Origin of the sequence: Lactiplantibacillus sp. 7.2.4 (assembly GCF_018991185.1) — a bacterium.
Classification (GTDB): Bacteria; Bacillota; Bacilli; order Lactobacillales; family Lactobacillaceae; genus Lactiplantibacillus; species Lactiplantibacillus pentosus.
Window position 1 is genome coordinate 1 of sequence record NZ_JAGYGS010000025.1, and the last position, 16,962, is coordinate 16,962.

The window sequence follows — 16,962 nt, forward strand, 5'->3', positions numbered from 1 at the left end:
ATGACAAACTATTTTTATCAGGTGGGGACAAGCTGAAGCATGAAACTCCCAAAAAAATCGACTGATAAGCATCATTAACGATGCTTATCAGTCGATTTTGAGTGGACAAAGCCGGTTGAATTCGCGTTCTCAAACAGGACATAACGTGCTTGGCATGGGTACGTTCGCCCATCCAAATTTCATTTTCCGAACCCAAATCCATCTAGAATAACGACCTAACCACTACTTCAACAAGTCCTTCTTCACCATATCAATCATCTGTGAATAGGCAATTGACCCAGAATACTGCCAACTGCTGCTATCGCCGTACTGGTACAGATGCTTGTTCTTAACGGCTTTGATATTTTTCCACAGTGGGTCCTTAAACAGGGCGGCCCCCTTCTGGCTGTTGACTAAGAAAATGTCGTCCGCATCCAACTTAGCGAGCTTCTCCAATGAAACTGCCGACCAGTCCGCAGTCGCGGATTTAGAAACTTGTTTGACCAAGCTAGGCTCACCGAGCTTCAAATCACCGTACAATAGTGCGCCGCTGGCAGAACTGTCATTGACCATGTAAGCCGTATTATTGGTCACCCACAGGACAGCGACTTTATGTTGGCCTGATTTCTTCAACGCCTTACGAGTGGTCGCAACCTTCTGATCGTACTTGGCGAGCACCTTTTTGGCCTTAGCCTGCCGATTGACCGCCTTGGCCACGTCTAAGAAAGTCTGGCGCCAAGTTACATTAGTCCCATTCTTCACGACGTAGGTCGGCGCGATTTTGCTGTACTGGGCATACTTGCCATTCGCGACCGCGCTACTCGTACCCATCAAAATTAAGTCCGGCTTGGCTTTCGTCACCGCTTCATAGGGTAAGGAATAATCAATCAACGGAACGCCCTTTAACGACTTCTTCAAATATTCCTGCGTGCCACTCCCATTTTTGACCGACCACTGCACGACCGGCTTGATGCCAAGGGCAACTAAATCATCTTCTAAGTAACTCCCAATCACGCGTTTGGGATGCTTCGGTACTTTGACCTTATGTTTTAAGTAATCTGTGCGCGTCACCGTCGTCGAACTGGTCTGCTTCGTAGTCCCACAAGCGCCTAATAATAGGCTGCACGCGAGCCCCACGACTAACCCTAACTTGATTCCCTGCCACCGTTTTACCAATCTCATTGCCACCTTTCCGTCATTACTCAAATTATTAGTGAAAACACTATCAATTGTCAACAAAAACATTTAAAATGTAACTATTCATCGATATAAAAGATGAATAAAACCACGTTAAACCGGCATTGTCTATTAATAGTTCAATTAAGATTTAATAAAACTAGATTGTGTACAACTAAACAAAGTCCAACTAAGTGAACGCTTACACTTTTTTTACATAGTATCCCTGCACTAGTACGCAATTTTTCGAAAGGAAGTCTATCTGTGAATACGATTGAAGCACAAAATGTCTGCCTTGGCTATGGCACCAAAGTCATCGTCGACCAACTCTCTCTGACCATTCCACAGGGCCAAATCACCACCTTGATTGGCCCCAATGGTAGTGGCAAGTCGACACTGATCCGGTCAATTGCCCACCTGTTGAAACCAACCACTGGCGTTATCTTACTCGACCATCAGAACATCCAACATATCAAGAGTAAGGCCTTTGCCAAAAAGATTGCGGTCCTGCCGCAAACGAACCAAGCGGCCAACGACTTAACCGTCGACGAACTCGTTACCTTTGGCCGCTTACCTTATCGGCACCCATTGAGCAGTCTCAGTGCCACGGACCACGAGAAGATTGAGTGGGCGTTGACACAAGCTAGTCTGTAGGACCTCCGCGATCGGCCACTCAGCACTTTATCTGGTGGGCAGCGTCAGCGTGCTTGGATTGCCATGGCAGTCGCTCAAAATACCGAGACGATTATCTTGGATGAACCGACGACCTACCTAGACCTGACCCATCAATTGGAAGTCATGCAGCTCGTTCAACAGCTCAATCAGCAGGCCCACCGAACGATTATTATGGCCTTGCACGACTTAAATCACGCCGCCCGCTTCTCAGACCAACTGATTGCGCTCAAGGACGGTCACGTCATAGCGCACGGCCGGTTGCGAGCGTTATGACGGCTGCTAATCTAAAAACGATTTTTAATATCGACGCGACCCTAGTCGATTACCAAGGGACGCCATTAATCCTGACCTACAACGGTTGTCAAGGGGCGGTCCATTCATGAAAACGACGACTAAAACTTGGCTCGTTCTTGGGCTCAGCGTTGGCGTCCTGTTAATTGTCATGCTATTAAGTCTCAGATTTGGCGCGGACCAAGTACGAACCGCGACCGTTTGGCAAGCGTTGACGGCTTCTAAGACTACGACCCTCAATCAGCAAATCATCCGCCATATTCGGGTGCCGCGCGTACTGGGGGCGGCGTTGATTGGTGCGGCCCTCGCTGGCAGTGGTGCGCTGATGCAGGCAGTGACGCGTAATCCGTTAGCGGACTCCGGTCTGCTGGGCATTAACGCCGGCGCCGGCTTGATGCTGACGCTCTGTCTCGCATTTTGGCCGCACCTCTCGACTTTACAAACAACTGGATGGGCCGTGGTCGGTGTCGCAGTGAGCGCCGGTCTGATTTTTATGATCGGTACCGCCCGCCACGTGCAACTCGACCCAACAATTCTCGTCTTGGCCGGTATCGCCATCAGTAGCCTGCTGACGGCCATTAGTGAAGGCCTGGCCCTCGTGTTGCAGCTCAAACAAGACTTGGCCTTCTGGTATTTTGGCGGTCTCGGCGCCGTTAGCTGGTCTCAGCTGAACTTATTAGGACCCGGACTAGTAGTCGGACTCCTACTGACCTTACTATTAGCACCCCAGTTAAACCTCGCCTACCTGACTGACGATAACGCGCAAAGTTTGGGCAAAAGCTTGCCCTTATTACGTGGACTCGCACTCGTCTGTGCCGTGATTCTTTCAGGTATTTCCGTCGCGTTAGTCGGCACGATCAGTTTCGTCGGCCTAATGATTCCGCACATGTCGTGCTGGTTAGTCGGGGCCAGTTATCGTTACAGTATGCCACTGACCCTGATCTTGGGTGCAACTTTGACGGTTGGCGCTGATTTGATTGCACGCCTCGTCAACCCACCCCACGAAACGCCATTCGGAATCATCATTTCACTGATTGGGGTGCCGTGCTTTATCTACTTGGCACGAAAGGAGTCGACGACCGCATGAGCCAAAGACAACGTTTAATCACTTGGACGCTGGCATTAGTCGTCATCATCGGCTGCTTAGCGGTTCTCAACCTGAGTACCGGAAGTATGGCGATTGGTTGGTCCGCGCTCGTCAAATTACTGAGTGGGCAAGGTTCCGCGACTGATACACTTGTGTTACTGAACTTTCGGCTTCCACGAATCGTCCTCGCCATCATCGTCGGCTGGGCCTTGGCATTAGCCGGCAACGTGCTCCAGACACTGACGAATAATCCAATGGCCGATCCGAGTTTATTAGGCATCAATAATGGTGCGGGACTGGCGGTCATGCTGTTGATTATTAGTGCGGGCACTAACCCAGCACTGACTTTTAGCCTGCCCATCGTGGCATTACTCGGCGCATGGGGCAGCACCGGCCTGATTTTTCTACTTGCAAACCAGCCCCAACGCGGCCTATCATCCAAACGCCTGTTACTGGTCGGCGTCGCCTTATCAGGATGTTTTTCAGCCTTGATGGTTCTAATGACGCTCAAATTATCACCTGATAACTATCAATTTGTGATGAACTGGCTGGCCGGTAGCCTCTGGGGAACGGCTTGGTCCTACATTGGTTGGGCATTACCGTGGCTGATTGGCGGTAGCCTGATTCTATTCGCACAATTGCCCGTCCTGGACGCCTTCACGTTGGGCCCCACCACCGCGCAAACGCTAGGTATCAACTTAAAACATCGTCAGCTCGGCTTAATCAGCGTCGCTGCGATGCTAGCAGGTGTGAGTGTCGCCATCAGTGGCGGTATCAGCTTCATCGGCCTCATCACGCCTAACCTAGCGCGCCGCATCGTCGGTCCCCGGCAGTGTTACCAGTTACCACTGGCCGGCTTATTAGGGAGCGCACTATTATTGGCGGCTGACACGCTCGGTAAACTGATCACCACGACGACGAAACTCCCCGCTGGCGTGCTAGTCGCGCTGATTGGCGCACCGTACTTTATTTATTTGTTGGTACGGGGATAAATATGGACGCGTGTGGGACGCTTAAGGTCGATGGAAGTTTTAGCAATTATTGAGTTACGTACGACCCCTGATTCTGCTTGGATTGTGGAATTAGGGGCCGTTTTTGATTGTTCCGTCACTCGAATAACATCTGGCGACCAGCATCACAACTAATTGTATGGACTTCACTTGCTTGCTCAAAAAAACGTGTCCTGACTATCATCAATCAATAGTTAGGACACGCTTTTTACTAGCGCATCATTTTTTGATTTAAAATTAAACTTCCTGTTGTGCCGGCCGTACCAACACTTCACTAATCGCAACGTGCTTAGGTTGGTCAATCGCAAATAACACGGCGTTTGCAATGTCTTCTGGATTCAATGCCAATCCTTTACTGTCATCCGCATTCATTAATTCGCTAATTCCAGCCTGAATCTGGGTGTTGCCAATCGTGTTGACCAGTTCAGTCCGAACCGCACCCGGTGAAACGATTGTTGACCGAATCCCGTGGTTCTTTTCTTCCTGACGCAGGCCTTCCATGATTGCCCGGACCGCATACTTCGTTCCATTATAAACGGCAGATGCTGGGTAAACGACGTGGCCGGCCACTGAATCGGTCGCAATAATCAGACCATCTTGTTGCTTTTGCATGATGGGTAAGACTTCGCCAATACCATTCAAAACGCCCATGATATTTACGTTCAGCATCATCTGCCACTTGTCATATTCACGGTCACTCAAATTACCCTGGGGCATCGTGCCGGCGTTATTGTATAAGACATCCACGCGACCAAATTTGCTGACGGCTAGGTCGATTAGTGCTTTGACTTGCGCCCGGTCAGTCACGTCCGTCACTTGATAGACCGCATTGTCGCCAATCGTTTGACTTAATTCTTGTAACCGGTCTTCACGGCGGGCACCTAATACGACTTTAGCACCCTTCGACGCGAGTAATTTTGCAGTGGCAGCGCCAATCCCACTCGATGCACCGGTAATCACGACAACTTTATTTTCAATACTCATAATTTAATCGTGCTCCTAAAATTACCCTTCGATTGTTTTAATGACTTTGGCTGGAACGCCCGCAACCACGGTATTGGCCGGCACTGACTTAGTAACAACTGCACCAGCGCCGACGACCGCATTTTCACCGATCGTGACACCCGCCAGGATTTTAGCACCCGCACCGATTCACGCATTACGTTCTACCTTAATCGGCTCAACCACGACGGCCCGCCGTTTAGCCGGGGCCAACGGATGGTTCACGGATAACAACATTGCACCGGGGCCAATCAACACGTCGTCTGCCAAGCTAATGCCGCCCAAATCGGTAATCTGAACATTATCGTTGATGTAGACGCGTTTACCGAGTCGCAAGTTACGCCCGTAATCCGTCCACAATGGCAACCGCACTTCCACGGAGTCGTCAATATCTTGACCAGTGATTTCGGACAAGATTTGACGAATCTCCGGTAATGTCTTAGCCGTGTGATTCAATTGGTGAATGCGCCGCTGATTCGCATCAATTACTGGTTGAATTGCCGCGAGCCGCGCCTTATCTAAATATTTAGGTTCGATAAGTCGTCCCCTCCTTCATAAGATACGTCTAGTATACGGGCGAGTAGCTATCATGTAAAATGCTTATATTAAATGATAATTGATAGCCTCTAAGCATAGTTTGAACGTTTAATCGACTTTACCTATCTGGCAGGCTACCGCAGACTTACCACTGCGAGAAACCGGCGTTAAACTTGAGCACCTAGAAAACGGCGTCCCATCCTATTCCGGTCCAACGTCGCGACTCAATTCGCCCTCTATCATGAAAATACACAAAAACGCCTCACAATCATCAGGAATGGTAACTAGTACCCATCCTGAGCTTGTGAGGCGTTCTAAACTTATTTAAAAACTGTTGAAATGCATGGCTTATTCATGATGCCGTTTCCGCTTCACGCCACCAAAACCCAACAGGAAGGTCGCTAACGTCAGCCCAAGCGTCGTCGCCATTAACCCAGACTGCCGGTTATCACTAGTCTGTGGTAACTGACCGGCTGCGTTGGATTGGCGCTGACGAGTCGGTGCCGATATCGCTTTTACGCTCGGCTTGATAGCGGCCGTCGCGGGCTTAAGTCGTGCATTAGATTGCTTGGTCTGCGCTGACTGCGACGAGCGTGCTTGTTTAGTCGTCGTTACTTGAGCAACTTGACCAGTTGACGTTCCCGTTGCCGGTTGCGGTGCTGGGGTCGTTTGACCAGTCTTACCGGGCTGAACGTGGTCATCCGTCTTAACCGTGGTCGTTGGTTGACCTGGTTTGGTTGGCTTAGTCGGTTTGACTGGTTTCGCTGGTTCAGTTGGCTTTACTGGTTCGGCTGGCTTCTCCGGCTTAGTCGGTTGACCTGGCTTCGTTGGCTCAGTCGGTTTGACTGGCTTTGTCGGCTCAGTCGGCTTGGCTGGTTCATCCGCTGCATAGGTCACCGTTTGAACGTTATCACCACTGGCTGCCGTAATCGTGACAGCTTGGGCCCCGGCCGTTACCGCGTGGTAGCCCGCAATCGTTGGCGCTGCTAATGCCGTGAAGGTCATGGTCGTCGGCGTCCATTCACTATACGTGTTGATACCAGTGACCGCATCACTGACTCCAGAACGGGTGAACGTCAGCGTTCGTACCGTATCGGCTAATAACGCTTTGCCAGCTTGGTCTTGATAATGAATCGTTTGGGTCACGGCCTTCGTCAGCTGAGTGGGCGCCGTAATCACCGTCTTATTATGTGCCAAGTAAACGGTGTACGCTTGAACCGCGTCGTCTTGGTCGAAGGTCGCGTCCGCTGGATAATCGCTCCCCATCAAGACATACCCAGCTTGAACGTACGCCGCAATCTGGGCGGTCGTTTGATAGCCGAGTGGCGTCCCAAACGCCCCCGTAAGCGTGATTGTCGCGCCTAACTGCTGATTGGTCGTCGCGTCGATATAGGTAAATGTCGCGGTTTCCGTCTTTGCCTGATACGTCACGACCACTTGCGTATCTGCAGCTTTCGCGCCGACATCGACACTAGTGACGCGCGTGGTATCCGGGGTGTACCCGACAATCGTTGGCGACGTCATCGCGGCGTACGACCCAGTCGTGGCGGCATCAGCTGTCAGCCAATCGCTATAAGTCACTTGTTGGCTGACTTGGTCAACCGTCGCATTGCGATAAAAGGCGACGGTTTGCGTGACCGTGGGTGCAGCCGTGCTTCCATCCGTGTAAACGTATGTGATCATGCGCTGTTTGCTCATCGTCAAGTCCGTACTACCAGTGCCAGCTGGATATTTTGGTCCATCGGGGTTATCGCCATCGATGGGTTGTCCCGGATTTCCTGGTTCACTCGGCGTTATCGTCGTTAAACGGTGCGTTAGTTTGACCGTATAGTTACGTGGTGTGCCCACTTGGTCGAATTGGATACCGGTCGTTGGGACGTCATTGTCCGCTAATTGATAGCCCTGTTGCTCGTAAGCCGTAATCTGCTCAGCTGGCGAGTAGGCGCTAATCGTGCCATAGTCACCAGTCACCGGAATCGCCGTCAGCGTCTGCCCACTAGTGGCATCGATAAACGTCACCGTTGCGGTCATCGCTTGTGGAGCATACGTAATCACGATGGTTTGCGGTTGGCTCTGGCTAGTTAGCGTCGTTGCCGCCACTTCGTCAGAACTAGCCTGATAACCAGTAATCGTTGGTGACGTCACCGCCGCAACGCCGGCACTCTGACCAGTTGCCACGGCCCAATCGCTATAGGTCAACTGATCGCCAGTCACCATGTCAAAGGTCGCCGTACGGTCAAAGGCAACCGACTGTTGGACAGGCGCGGCCGCCTGCGTTCCATCAGCATATTGATAATCGATCGTCCGCGTGACCGTCTTTTGCAAGTCAGTTTGCGCCGTGCCAGCGGGATATTTAGGTCCATCCGGATTGGTCGGGTCAATCGCATTACCAGGGGTTCCGGGATGGTCGACACTCACCGTCACCCGCTGATGCGCAAGTTTAATGGTATAAACTGGTTGACCTTCAGTATAAACGAGCTGGTCTGGCAAATCGGAGGCCGTCAAAACGTAGCCGAGTTGCGTGTACTTAGTAATATCGGCAGTGGCGGTATAGTCAGCCACATCGCCGTAATAACCATTCAGTGGGACGCTCTTTAAGACTGTGTTGCCGGCCGTTTCGTCAACAAACTGCACGGTGATACTTTCGGGATTAGCCGCATATGTCACCGTTGTCGCCAACGCTTCGCCGACTTTGGTGGCCGTTGCTGCGGCCACCGTTGCGATATCGGGCGTATACCCGACGAGCGTCGGTGACGTTACGGCAGCATAGGTCGCATCCGCCGTCGTCCAATTGCCATACGATAACACGGTCTGGTCAACGGTATCGACCGTCGCCGTGCGTGTATAAGCGACCGTTTGGACCTGGTCATCCGCCGCCTTGGTCTGGTCAGCGTACACGTAATGAATCGTCCGCTGACTCGTCTGCCGCAACGTATCAGGGTCGACACTGCCCGGCTGATCGACCGTGACCGTCTGAGTGCCATGGGCCAGTTCAACGACATAATCATTTCCAGTGGCGCCAAACGCGATCCCAGTCGTCGGTACGCCGTTTGAAACGAGCACGTAGCCGGCTTTGACGTAGGCCGCAATTTGGTCTGCGGGTGAATAGGTCGCCGTCGACCCGTAGCCACCGGTCAATTGCACGGTCGTCCCGAGTGGTTGGTTGGTCGTCGTATCCATGAAGGTGACCGTCGCCGTTTCCTTGTTCTGCTGATAAATGTAAACGACTTGGCCGCCGACATCGCCCAACGTGCCATTCGGGTCGTAGCCAGTATCGTCAGAAACGAGCGTATAGCCGGTCTTGGCGGCGCCAGTTGTCGAATAGGTCAAATAGTCAGTCACCGTGCGGTCCGTGCCATGCGTGACCGTCCCGGTTGCCATGGTCGCTAAGTGATAGGTCCCACTTGTCGCATCATAATCTTGATACTGATACACAACCGTGATGTCGCCGACCGTTAGTTTACCAGGAACGATCGTAATGTCGTAGTTATCATTGACCGCCGCACTCGTTAACGTGGCCGTCACCGTTTCAGTTCCGGGTTCCGTCAAACCAGCCGTTAATGTGTAGCCCAAGGTTTGACCCGTGACGACGTTGCTGACGGCTGGCGTGATATTTTGTTCTTGTCCATTGGCCCACAGAACCGTGTCTGGTAGCGTGATGGTCGCTGGCCGTTTGGTAATCGTATACGTGCCGCCAGCATTGACCTTGTTTGCAATCAACAAGCCCGGATTAGCCGCAGCCAATGCCGCCATCCCCGTCGCATTCAAGGTCACGGCGTAAGCACCAACATTTTGCTCAAGCGCCGTCACATCCACATCAGTCACTGGCACCGTGTAGGCCGTCGTACCAGTCACAGCCGTTGCCGTACTATCAACGGACCAAGTACTTGGGGCCGTGTATTCCGTCGGCAAGTAAACCGTGTAACTGCTTGGGTCAGTCGTCGCATCGTTGTCATACACTTTAGTCGCCGGTGCCATCGTAATTGCGGCCGTCGTATCCGTGCTGGTGGTCGTGACGTAGCGTTGGTAAGTGACGGTGTAAGTGCTCGGATCATCACCAGCGTACGTTTGCGTTGCTGCCACCGCACTCACATTCAAATAATAGGTCACGCCGTCTTTATCAATCGTGGTGGGCAATTTGGCTAGTGGGACGTACGTCGCACCACTATTACCGGTATAGGTGACCTGCCCCAAATCCGTCCCGTCCGTGCTGACTAATTGGTAAGTATCTGTAATTGACTTTGCTGACAGTTTGTAGCTGTATAAATAGTTAGTAAAGCCACTACTGATCGTTACGGCATCCGCGATTCCCAACGCATCGGCAACACTGTCGATATTGGTATAACTCTGCAAGTTGAGCGAGTAGCTCCCCTCATTTTTATCAGGATCATCAGTCACATACACAACTGCCGAATCAGGGCTTGAGACTTGGTTACCAATCAGGCCACTCGTGACACCACTACTTTGTACCGCAATCGTTGGCAATAATGTATAAATCAATGACTCAAACGCATTACCGTTGTATACCACCGTTTGATCAAAATGTACCTGAAAAGTTTGCCGTCCCTTGTAATCAGTCAATTGCGTAACCGTTAAACCCTGATAAGTCACATCATGCGTCGTTAACATCGTTTCAATAGCGGCAGTCAAAGTAGCGACTGGGTCAGTTGCCACTTGCAGTTTGCCATCACTAGCCGTACTTGCCACTTTAAATCCCGCGGGTACGATCACATATTCCGTCAAATTATCCACAGTTAATTGACCGCTGGCGGCCACTTGAGCCATATTGAGTAATGGCAATACCAAGTACAACCCTTGACCATATGACAAATCGATGCCTTTAGTTCGCGCATGTGAGATGGTAAGGACCGTTACTGGGCTTTCGTAACTAGCCTGAGCGCCAAAGTTATTCGGAGACAGGTTAACTGTCGAGCTGGCCTTAACCAATACAACACCGTCACCAACGTTATCACGGTCAAACGTCATACCAGTATTCAAACTGGTTAAATCAGCCAACGCCGCATCCGTCAGTGTAATCGTATATTGACCTATAACGGCCGTATTAACCGCAGTCGAATAGGTGGTATCCGCAACTGGAACACTATACACGATTGAATCAGTTTCCGAATCGTCGTAATACACCTTCCAATCACTCGGAACAACCACTGAACGACTATTAACCGTGACTTGTACGGTGCTGGTCGTCTTATTGACCGTCACCGTCGAAGCGCCCATGGTGATAATATCGTGACTCGCAATCGTTAAAGTCCCCGTCACGACGGTATCTGCAGTAATGGCCTCATTCGGATTAGCCTGTTGCAACGCCGTCATGCCTTGGTCTGAGAGGACTAATTGATAAGTTCCAGAAGCCGTTGCGGTCGGAACCGTGATATCACCACTGGCGCTCGCAATGCTGTAAGTGTTAGTGGTCCCATCCGTCGCCGTACTCGTTAACGTCCAATCGCTTGGAACGTTGTACTGACTCGGAACCGTAATCGTATAAGTGCTTGGCTTGGCATCCCCATAGTCAATGCTGGTCGAGCCAATCGTAATCGTCGAACTCGGAACTGGCGCCTGCGTGATCGTCAACGTCCCAGTGACCACGTTAGCGGCCGTAATGTCGGCGCTACTGTTCGCCTGGGCGAGTTTATCCAACCCGGTCGTTGAGAACGCAATCGCGTAAGTTCCGACGCCAGCACTAAACGAGGTAGTGTCGATGTCTGTTAGGTCAGTGACCGTATAAACGTTCGCCGTACTCGTCGCTGCCCAATCAGCGGGCGCCTTAGTGCCATCCGCTAACGTGACGGTGTACCGATTAGGCGTCGTGGTTTTGCCATCATAGGTTTTGGTTGCATCATTGAGTGTCGCCACGGTGACGACCGCGCTGCGAGCACGCATTAAAAGAGATTGCTGTGACAAAACTGCCGCGATAGTATTTTTGGCAGCGGTTTGCGTCGTTTGACCAGCAGCCGTTTTGACGTCGCTGGTAGCCAAGGCTTCAATCGTAGTTTCCGCTAAACTGGCGGAATCGGTTGCGGTTGACTTAGTAGTTGTGGTTGACGTCGTATCCTCAGTGGTCTGGCTACTTGTCGCTTGGTTACTTGCCGTCGATTGACTGGCTGCGTCCGTTTGAGTGGTGGTATCGCCTTGATTGGTTGTGCTGGTCTGCTTGGACACGCTGGCTTGGTCAGTCGCAGTCTTAGCGGTTGCTTGTGTTGCGGTCGTATGAATGGCTGCCGTCTCGGCTGTGGCCGTCGTATCAGTCTTGGTGGCATCAGTTGACGCGGCACTAGTCGTTGCAGTATCAGCTGTCTTCGCTTTCGACGTGGTAGCAGTTGTGGCCGTGGACGAATCAGTGTTACTCGTCGACTGTGTCGTCGTCGCTTCGGTCGTATCCGAATCAGTTGCGGTATTTGATTCGCCAACGCTAGTCGCTTGGCTATGACTAGTGAGCGTGACTGACTGTGCCGTGATACTGGCCGCCGTTGCCCCCTGCTGCGTCGTCGCACTACCCGCCGTATCGTCGGCATGTGCCCGCATCTGAACAATTCCAGTACTTAACGTAAAGGTGCTCAGACCAGCCACCAGCCAGAAACGCCCTTTTTTGTACATTTTATAAGTTCTTTTTTCCGTCAAACGTGCACGTTGTAACCGTCGTTTTTGCATTTTCCATCACCCCGAAGCCTTACTCGCTTTTCGTTTTAATCATTTATTTATATATTTCATATTAATGATAAGTATACCGCTTTTACTAATAAACCACCTAATGATTATTGTGATTACAACAAAAAAATAAGTACCCGCTCAAGACCATGCTGGTCAGGATGCGGCTACTCATTTAGTCCGTTATGATTGACGTTTGTCATTCAATTGTTTTTCTAATTCTTTAATCTTTTTCTGCTTGCGGCGAATGTACCAAATCAGCAGGATGATCAAGAGTAAAATCAAGAGGCCGATGCCGATATACAGCCACCAGTTAGGGCCCTGCTTCAAGACCGCCGTCTGATTCAGATTAGTGGCTTCGCCCTGCGTAATCACGAAGTTCTGCTTAAATTGCCAGTGCTGCTTCTTAGATTTGACCTTGACGACTGCGGTGTACTTGCCAGCCTTCAGGGCATTTTGTCCGGTTCACACCGGTAATTTGTAGATTGAACTGGGTGCCATCTGACCGTTAGTCAAATTTTGATGATAGACTACTTTCTGACCGCCACGATGGTAAATCTTGATCTTCGTTTGGACCTTATTCAAGTAGGCCGCCGTGTGGTTCACTAACGGAAAGTTGATGACGTTGCGGCCGTTGAGTTGCTTGACCGTGATTTTGTTCATCGTGAGGTGGTTCGTCGTCAAATCGCGATCACCATGCAAAATGACGGCTTCAGTATAGGCATACTGATTATTGACCGCGACCGCCTTTTTCGTTTCAGCGGCCGTTGCCTTTTTCAAGAAAGTCAGCCCGCCAGCCAAAATCCCGTCGTACGATTTTGCCGGCATCTTGATTTGAAACTTGACGGTCTTAACTTGTCCCTTATCCAGCTTAACTTCAGATTGGTCAGTCGTCACCAGTTTGGCTAAATCATACGGCAAATCCACACTTTTATTTTCAGTCGCCCGCTGATAAGCCACCACACCATTGATGTTGGTCGTCGCCTTTGAAATCCCAACATTGATCGTAATTGGCGCATTCGAGGTATTGTGCACCTTCACCGCAATGGTCTGGGTCTGTTTTGGTTTTAACTTCAAATCAAAGTACGAAACATTCGAATCGACTTGGCTACTCGAACGCACTGGACTGATTTCAAATCCCACGGCTGAATCAGCCTTCGCTGGCTGGGCCATGCCACCCATGAACAGACTCATCACACTGACTAATGCCGTTGCTAGTAATGCTCGCAATCGTTTCCCCACACTCATCACGCCTTTTCTCTCAAATTAAGTCAGGATATTGGTTCGACCAACATCATCATACCACTAGTAGGCTTCACGCTCACTTTAGTTAGATGGCGTATCGCCTAAGTTCCAAGTCAACGTTGTCGTGTAAGCTTTAGCGAGTTTAGTCGTTGCACCCGGAACAGCCAGCGTAGAACTGCCGAACGTAAACGTCGAGATCCCGTTACCATCACCATCTGAAGCTGAAGCAACCGTGCCTGCAGCGCCATTCGTGGTCGTACCGCTCGTCGTCGTTCCAGGAGTTAAAGTGGCATTCCCCGTCGTCACCGTTGAATCACTTGAAACTTTGGTGCTAGCCACCGTCAAGGCAGCATTCGTCAACGCTGAGCCACTCGCATCCGTCGCCGTATTGAATTGTTGGCCTTGTGCCACGGTCAATGACCAGCCGGCATTCGTCCCCCGCAAATCACTAACTTCTACCGTTGGCGTGGTCGAAGCGTTCAAAGTCGCATCAGTTGTCGAAATCGTATTGCTCCCAAATGAAAGGTTCGTATCATTCGTCACTGACAATGATAGTGTCCCACTTGAGAAGGTCACATCACCTGTCGAATCCGTATCCGCAGCGTTTGCAACCACCGTACTTGTCCCTAAAAGTCCAGCAACAACCATTAATCCCAAAACCATTTTTTTCATTACAATCCGCTTCCTTTCAAGTAAGCTAGTTTTTAAAATTGTAAATCCCTAAGTTAATTATTGGCGACCGTATTATTTAGTTGCCAGGAGATGGTCCCCTTGTACGTATCTAATTCTGCCGCACCACTTGGAACCTTTAACAACAAGCCGGAATCGCTCGACCAGGTTCCTGAAATATTGACTCCCGCATGACTAGTCGTCGTTTGCGAATGAACCGTGGCCGCGACACCCGGTGCGAGTGTCGTTTGCGTCGATCCATTTTGATAGTACAGCGTTGCGTTCAGCTTTTTGCCAGTGTTCTCACCGACAAAACCAACCGTACCCAGCTCTGCGGTCAAGGTCCATGTGGAGTTCAAGTTACCATTGTTCTGGACTTGTAGCGGCTCGTCGCTAGGAACTGCTGCACTGTATATCTCAGTTGTCGCCGATAGTGGATGGCTACCGAAGTCCAACGTTGCCGGCGTTGAGTTGAAGAACAAGTTACCCAAATAAACATAAGTGACCGTAATTGCATCTTCAGTGTACGTTCCAGTCGCGTTGTCCGGTGTTGAGCTAAGCGTATAGCCATCAATTGATTTAGCGGTTGTTTCGTAAGTCTCATCGGCCGTACCACTAATCGTCTCTGACGGTGCAATTGTTTCGCCGTCACCATTGACATAGTCAACGGTCACGGTGTAAATCCTTTTAGCCCAGTTATAAGTGCCAGCCATGGTACTGCCGTCATAGGTCGTCATCAGCGTCGCCGCAGAGTAAGTATCACCACTGCTGCCTTTTTGCCACGTGCCGTTATACGGTGCCGTGGTACTAGGCGTGTTCAAATTCATAGACGTACTATCATGGAAGGTAAAATCAGTTCCCAAGGTCAGATGTTGCAAATTAGAATCACCCTTAAAGACGTCCGCATAACTGATCGCCGCTGCAGTATTCCAACTGGATAGATTCAAGGTGGTCAACGCGCTCATGTTATAGAATACATTGCTCATCGTTTTCACCTTGCTGGTATCCCAATTCGATAGGTCCAGCGTCGTTGCCTTAGTGCATCCCGAAAAAGCATAAGCCAAACTCGTCACGTTCCCAGTATTCCAATCCGTGACGGGAACCGCTGTCAACGCCACACAGTTGAAAAAGGTGTGGTCCAACGTCGTGACGTTACTGGTATCCCAGCTGTCAACAGCAATTGTCACCGCTTTAGAACATCCCGAAAATGTATAAGCCAAGCTAGTGACGTTACTAATATCCCAACTGGATACCGGTAGCTTGGTAAGACTGCTACAGCCTTGGAACGTATTCGCTAAACTCGTGACGTTGGTGGTATTCCAGCCATCACCGTCGACGGCTAAGGTCGTGACCTTTGTACAATTTTGGAACAGGCTAACCATGCTCGTCACGTTCCCAGTCTTCCAGCCGCTCACATCAAGTGCAGTTACTGCCGTACAACCAGCAAATAAATACTGCATATTGGTTACATTACTCGTGTCCCATGAACTGACATCAATCGTTGCTAACTTGGCACACTGCGCAAACATATTGGCTAAGTTCGTCACTTTTGACGTATCCCAGCCAGAAACATCTAGCGTCGTTAGGGCTTTACAACCACTAAATTGATACCTGGAGTTCGTTAACGCAGTCGTTTCCCAAGCGCCAACTGCCACAGTAGTCAAATTCGAACAGTTTATAAACATCTGATCCATCGTTGTTACTGCACTGACATTCCAACTTTTCGTCCCAACTGTGGTGAGGGCAGTACATTCCGCAAACATTCTTGACATATCAGTCACACTGCCAACTTGCCAACTGTCAGAATCACCGATCGAAGTCAGCACAGTACAGCCATCAAACATGCTAGCCATGGTCGTGACCTTTGAAAGATTCGCTTGTCCGAAGCTAACACTAGTTAGACTAGCATCATTGTTGAACATCTGCTCAGTACTCGTGACCTTTGAAAAATCCGTTTGGCCAAAGTCAACGCTGGTTAGGCTGGTATCATTGTAAAACATCCGACGCATACTCGTTACATCGCTCATTGATAGATTGCTTAAGCCTGTAATCGACGTTAAGTTGGTAAGATTAGCAAACAAATAAGCATAATTCGGTGCAGTCGTTACCGTAATCGTATTCGTGATTTTGATGCTGGTAATCGATGTACTATACGCTGCCCATGGTGATTCGTTCGTCTTCAAATAATCGAAAGTCCCGCCACTCAGCGTTAACACACCATCACTGTCAATGGTCCATTTGACCGTACCAATCGTTCCAGAAGCGGGAATCGTCCCATCACTACTGGAAGTATCGGTCGTTGATGAATCCGTACCGGACGAAGCGGTACTTGAGCTAGCCGTCGAAGTCGTACTTGAACTAGTTGTGGCACTCGAGCTAGTCGTCGACGATGAGCTGGAAGAACTACTATCCGAGGAACTGCTTGAGACATCCGCACTAACTGCCATCAAATTGGTATTCGTGACCTGACTAATATCGGCACTACTGCTACTTGTTGCCGTACTCGTTTGGGTCGTTGCAGCTTGCCCCAGCATGACGCCGCTATTTAGTGGTACTAATGCCAAAATTGCAACGACAATTAATGTTAGTAACTGCATGATGCGGTGCTGCATACAACCACCCCCTTAA

General features: G+C 50.3%; 8 protein-coding genes and 3 pseudogenes. 3 read left to right on the forward strand and 8 right to left on the reverse strand.

Annotated elements, in window-relative coordinates:
* Both KGF70_RS09145 and KGF70_RS09150 read right to left on the reverse strand, forming a co-directional pair.
* A partial coding sequence (locus tag KGF70_RS09145; protein ID WP_216786435.1) for a hypothetical protein occupies positions 1 to 202 on the reverse strand: 202 nt, incomplete at its 3' end.
* 20 nt (positions 203 to 222) lie between these two features.
* Positions 223 to 1,161 carry an ABC transporter substrate-binding protein gene (locus KGF70_RS09150; protein WP_216768490.1) on the reverse strand — a complete coding sequence of 313 codons (939 nt, stop codon included), beginning with the start codon at positions 1,159 to 1,161 and terminating at the stop codon, positions 223 to 225.
* A 258-nt stretch (positions 1,162 to 1,419) separates the two neighbouring features.
* Between KGF70_RS09150 and KGF70_RS17770 the strand changes: the two are divergent.
* From KGF70_RS17770 to KGF70_RS09165, 3 genes and pseudogenes are all read left to right on the forward strand, one after another.
* Positions 1,420 to 2,213: pseudogene (locus KGF70_RS17770) on the forward strand (ABC transporter ATP-binding protein).
* Positions 2,210 to 3,208: an iron ABC transporter permease gene (locus KGF70_RS09160; RefSeq protein WP_216786436.1), complete on the forward strand. Its 999-nt coding sequence runs from the start codon at positions 2,210 to 2,212 to the stop codon at positions 3,206 to 3,208. The pseudogene KGF70_RS17770 and the gene KGF70_RS09160 overlap by 4 nt, the downstream one beginning before the upstream one ends.
* Entirely contained in the window at positions 3,205 to 4,200 is a 996-nt protein-coding gene (locus KGF70_RS09165; RefSeq protein ID WP_216768494.1) for an iron ABC transporter permease, read from the forward strand. The genes KGF70_RS09160 and KGF70_RS09165 overlap by 4 nt, the downstream gene beginning before the upstream one ends.
* A gap of 255 nt (positions 4,201 to 4,455) precedes the next feature.
* Here KGF70_RS09165 and KGF70_RS09170 read toward each other — a convergent pair whose 3' ends face one another.
* From KGF70_RS09170 to KGF70_RS09195, 6 genes and pseudogenes are all read right to left on the reverse strand, one after another.
* Positions 4,456 to 5,202, reverse strand: coding sequence for an SDR family oxidoreductase (locus tag KGF70_RS09170; RefSeq protein ID WP_105919698.1), 747 nt, complete (start codon positions 5,200 to 5,202; stop codon positions 4,456 to 4,458).
* Between the two features lie 21 nt (positions 5,203 to 5,223).
* Positions 5,224 to 5,676 (reverse strand): annotated as a pseudogene (locus KGF70_RS09175) (DapH/DapD/GlmU-related protein).
* A 429-nt stretch (positions 5,677 to 6,105) separates the two neighbouring features.
* Positions 6,106 to 12,423, reverse strand: coding sequence for an MBG domain-containing protein (locus KGF70_RS09180; RefSeq protein ID WP_216786437.1), 6,318 nt, complete (start codon positions 12,421 to 12,423; stop codon positions 6,106 to 6,108).
* Positions 12,424 to 12,603: 180 nt separating this feature from the next.
* Positions 12,604 to 13,668, reverse strand: a pseudogene (locus tag KGF70_RS09185) (DUF916 and DUF3324 domain-containing protein).
* 78 nt (positions 13,669 to 13,746) lie between these two features.
* Complete coding sequence (locus KGF70_RS09190) at positions 13,747 to 14,337, reverse strand: WxL domain-containing protein (RefSeq protein WP_216768505.1); 591 nt, start codon at positions 14,335 to 14,337, stop codon at positions 13,747 to 13,749.
* Between the two features lie 53 nt (positions 14,338 to 14,390).
* On the reverse strand, positions 14,391 to 16,946 hold the full coding sequence (locus tag KGF70_RS09195) for a BspA family leucine-rich repeat surface protein (RefSeq protein WP_216768506.1): 2,556 nt from the start codon (positions 16,944 to 16,946) through the stop codon (positions 14,391 to 14,393).
* Positions 16,947 to 16,962 lie beyond the last annotated feature (16 nt).